Source organism: Gluconacetobacter sp., assembly GCF_047721585.1.
Lineage (GTDB): Bacteria > Pseudomonadota > Alphaproteobacteria > Acetobacterales > Acetobacteraceae > Gluconacetobacter > Gluconacetobacter dulcium.
The window spans coordinates 1-3453 of the sequence record NZ_JBDNXE010000218.1 but is presented as its reverse complement, the minus strand read 5'-3'; the positions used below and the strand labels follow the sequence as shown (position 1 = coordinate 3453).

The 3453-nt window shown below is 63.4% G+C and carries 6 protein-coding genes; all 6 read left to right on the top strand.

Translation table 11 applies throughout. The annotated features are described in order from the left end of the window. Positions 1-139 precede the first annotated feature (139 nt). The 6 genes from ABF821_RS20370 (at position 140) to ABF821_RS20345 (ending at position 3312) form a co-directional block, all read left to right on the top strand. Complete coding sequence (locus ABF821_RS20370) at positions 140-733, top strand: hypothetical protein (RefSeq protein ID WP_415531396.1); 594 nt, start codon at positions 140-142, stop codon at positions 731-733. Positions 734-745: 12 nt separating this feature from the next. Next, the gene (locus ABF821_RS20365) at positions 746-1654 is read left to right on the top strand and encodes a hypothetical protein (protein WP_114728724.1); all 909 of its coding nucleotides are present in this window, start codon (positions 746-748) and stop codon (positions 1652-1654) included. Between the two features lie 153 nt (positions 1655-1807). Beyond that, positions 1808-1954 carry a hypothetical protein gene (locus ABF821_RS20360; RefSeq protein ID WP_182975169.1) on the top strand — a complete coding sequence of 49 codons (147 nt, stop codon included), beginning with the start codon at positions 1808-1810 and terminating at the stop codon, positions 1952-1954. Positions 1955-2007: 53 nt separating this feature from the next. Beyond that, a complete protein-coding gene (locus ABF821_RS20355) occupies positions 2008-2415 on the top strand; it encodes a hypothetical protein (RefSeq protein WP_415531395.1) in 408 nt (135 codons plus the stop codon). A 13-nt stretch (positions 2416-2428) separates the two neighbouring features. Beyond that, positions 2429-2983: a hypothetical protein gene (locus ABF821_RS20350; protein WP_415531394.1), complete on the top strand. Its 555-nt coding sequence runs from the start codon at positions 2429-2431 to the stop codon at positions 2981-2983. Next, a complete protein-coding gene (locus ABF821_RS20345) occupies positions 2980-3312 on the top strand; it encodes a hypothetical protein (RefSeq protein ID WP_182975166.1) in 333 nt (110 codons plus the stop codon). The genes ABF821_RS20350 and ABF821_RS20345 overlap by 4 nt, the downstream gene beginning before the upstream one ends. Positions 3313-3453 lie beyond the last annotated feature (141 nt).

Here is a 3453-nt window from a genome sequence, read left to right as displayed (position 1 = left end):
GCTATCGAGAAACGTCGAAAAAGTCTTTTTGCTTCTTTTTCTTCAGAAAAAGAAGGGTTCAGGCAGCACAAACAGGCAAGGACGATCGGTGGGCGCGTTGGGTGCCTGCCGTCTTTTCACCCGTGCAGAGGTCTGCCCGATGAATTCCAATACTCCATTCGGTCTGCGGCCGATGGCTTATGCGTCCGGTGCGCCGTATGCCGGCGGCGTGCAGGTTTATTATGTGCCGGCGAGCAATCCCACGCCGTTGTTTCTGGGTGATCCGCTGGTGGTGTTGCCGGGGGCGGATGCCAATGGTGTGCCGGCGGTGGGGATTGCGACCGCCGGGGCGTCCGGTGTGGTGACCGGGGCGATGCAGGGCATTGCCAGCAATGCCGGCGAGCTGGTGCTGCCGCTGTTGCAGAACCAGGCGCCGTATCTGCCGGCGGGGCAGGCGGCGTATGTGTATGTGGCCGATGATCCGAATCTGGTCTTTGCCGTGCAGGAGGATTCGGTGGGCGGTGCGCTGGCGGCGGCCGCGGTGTCGGGCAATGTCAACCTGGTGGCGGGGGCGGGATCGACCGTTTCGGCGCAGTCGGGGTGGCAGATCCAGTCGAGCAGTGCCGGGACGCTGGCGACCGGGCAGATGCGCATTCTGCGGGCGTATCAGGCGATCGATAATGCGATCGGCGTCAATGCGAAATGGCTTTGCCGCATCAATCTTCATTCCATCACCAGCGCCCTTGGCGTCTGAGGAGTCTGTTCTATGGCCGTAATTACGACGGGCGCGCACCCCAAGGCTCTCTGGCCCGGCATCAAGGCGTGGTGGGGGCGCAGCTATGACGAGCATCGCGTCGAATATATGGATCTGTTCGACAAGCAGACCTCGGACAAGGCGTATGAGGAGGAGGTCGAGATTACCGGCTTCGGCCTGGCGCCGGTGAAGCCGCAGGGGCAGCAGATCTATTACGACACGGAAGCGCAGGGGGCGGTCAGCCGCTTTACCCATGTGGCCTATGCGCTGGGTTACATCGTGACCTACGAGGAACTGCGCGACAACCTGTATGAGGCGGTGTCGAAGCGCCGGGCCGCGCAACTGGCGTTTTCGATGCGACAGACCAAGGAAAACGTGCTGGCCGGCATCTATAACATGGCGTTTTCGGCCAGTGCGCTGGGGGGCGACGGGGCGCCGCTGATTTCGGGCAGTCATCCGACGCTGGCGGGCAATCAGTCCAACCTGCTGGGGACGGCGGCGGATCTGTCGGAAGCGGCGATCGAGGATCTGACGGTGCAGATCATGCAGTGCCAGAACAACCGGGGGATGCGGATTTCGGCGCTGCCGCGCACGCTCAATGTGCCGTCGGCGCTGTGGTTCGAGGCGAACCGGGTGTGCAACTCGGTATTGCAGAACGATACGGCGAACAATGCCATCAACGTGCTGCGGGCCACCAATGCCTTCCCCGAAGGCATCAAGCTGAACCATTACTTCACCAGCCAGACGGCGTGGTTCATCCGGACCAATGTGCCCAATTCGCTGACCTACTACGAGCGCGATCCGATCTCGTTCGATCAGGACAACGATTTCGACACGCGGAATGCCAAGGCGGCCTGTTACGAACGCTACTCCGGATATTGGGCGGATTGGCGTGGGTTGTATGGGACGCCGGGGGTTTAAGGGGTTCTTCTTTTTCTGAAGAAAAAGAAGCAAAAAGACTTTTATTCGTTTTGTATAGTACGGGCGGGTGAGAGTCTTTTCCTTAAAAAATCAAAAGTTTTTTGGTTCTTTTTTTCAAAAAAGAACAGAACGCTGACATATGGAGAAATCCTGATGACCAAACGCAAACCGACTCCTCCGGCCCCCCGTCGCGGCACCGTGGTGGAAGTGCATCATCATTATCACGGCACCGCGCCGGTGCCGGCCGAGGAAAAGAAGGCGCCTGTGCGCAGAAAGCCGGTGCCGACGCGCCGGGGCTGAGGACGGGGGCGCAGCCGGTGGGGCCGGCTGCGCCCTGATGCGGGGAGGGCGGCATGGCGGATGTGACGACTGTTCAGGTGATTGCGAATGGTCCGCGCAACCTGATCGTGCGGGTGACGGATGTGAGTGACGGGACCGGGCTGGCGGCGATGAAGATCGTGGATGCGCAGTCCGTGGCTTTTGCGGTCGGCGGGCAGGTGCCGGGGGTGCATCTGAAGGTGCGGCGTATTGCCTATGACGTGCACGGGATGGTGGCGCGGCTGCAATGGGATGCGACGGACCCGGTGGACCTGGCGACGCTGTCGGGCTTTGGGCATCTGGATTTTCGGCGGTTTCAGGGGATTCCGGGACCGGGGGCGGCGGGGGCGACGGGGTCGATCCTGCTGACGACGATGGGGGCTGGTGCGGGGAGTACCGTCACGATCGTTCTTGAGATGATCAAGGGTGTGCCGCAGGCGTGACGGGAGGGGCGGCGTGAGCGAACCGTGGTGCTACAGGCCCGGCGACCATTATGTGCTGGACGATCTGTCGGGCTTCAAGGTCCGGCGGTCGCGGGCGCGCACCATTCCTGGCGGGCAGACCGCACAGGCTTTGGTCGACGGGAGGCGGTGGGAGGCGCAGCAGCCGCAGGATTTCGTGCGCGGGGTGGCGGACGACCAGAGTGTGGATGTGGCCCGGCCGCGCCAGGAGAACCGCTTTACCGTGGTGGGAACCTGCGTGGTGGCGCCCTGCGCCGCCGGGAGCGGCGTGGTGGCGGTGGCGTCCACGGTCGGGTTTGCCGTTGGCGACCGGATTCAGATCATGCTCGACCGGGGCGAGAATGTTGCGGTCGTGATCGTGGAAATCGGGGGCGGGATGCTGACGGTCGTGCCGGCTCTGCCGGGAGCGGCGGGATGCCTGGGCGGCGGGATGGAGAACATGGTGCTGAAGATGGCTCAGGATTCGTCTTCGTCTTTCCTGATGGTCGAGGGCGGTGTGCTGCTTGGGACCGAGGATGGGCGGTTGCTGGTGCTGGAGGGTGGGGCGTGACGCAGATTGCGGTATCGCAGTTGCCGGACAGCGCGGACGTGCGCAACGGCGACCTGCTGCTGGTCTCGCGCCAGAGCGGGACCGGATGGACGAGTTGCCGGGCCGCGCTGTCCTATGTCCTGGCGTGGCTGGGAGTGGGGAAGGCGGGCGGGATCGCCCCGCTGGATGGTGGTGGCGCGCTGGTGCTGAACGGGGTGGCGGCGCTGCATGTGGACGGAAGCGGCCATCTGATTCTGGACGTTGCGGTGCCGACCGTGGACCCCGGTGTGAAAAACGCGCTGTGGACGCAGGGCGGTGTTCTTCTGCTTTCGGCGGGGCCGACATCATGATATCTTTGCGATATGGATTGATTTTTTCCGGACTGGTTCTGCCGGTGTCCGCGTGGGCGCAATATGCGCCGTTCCTGCCGCCGGGGGGACTGGCGCCGGCCACGATGGTCGGCAGCCAGACACTGGCGCAGATGCAGGCGG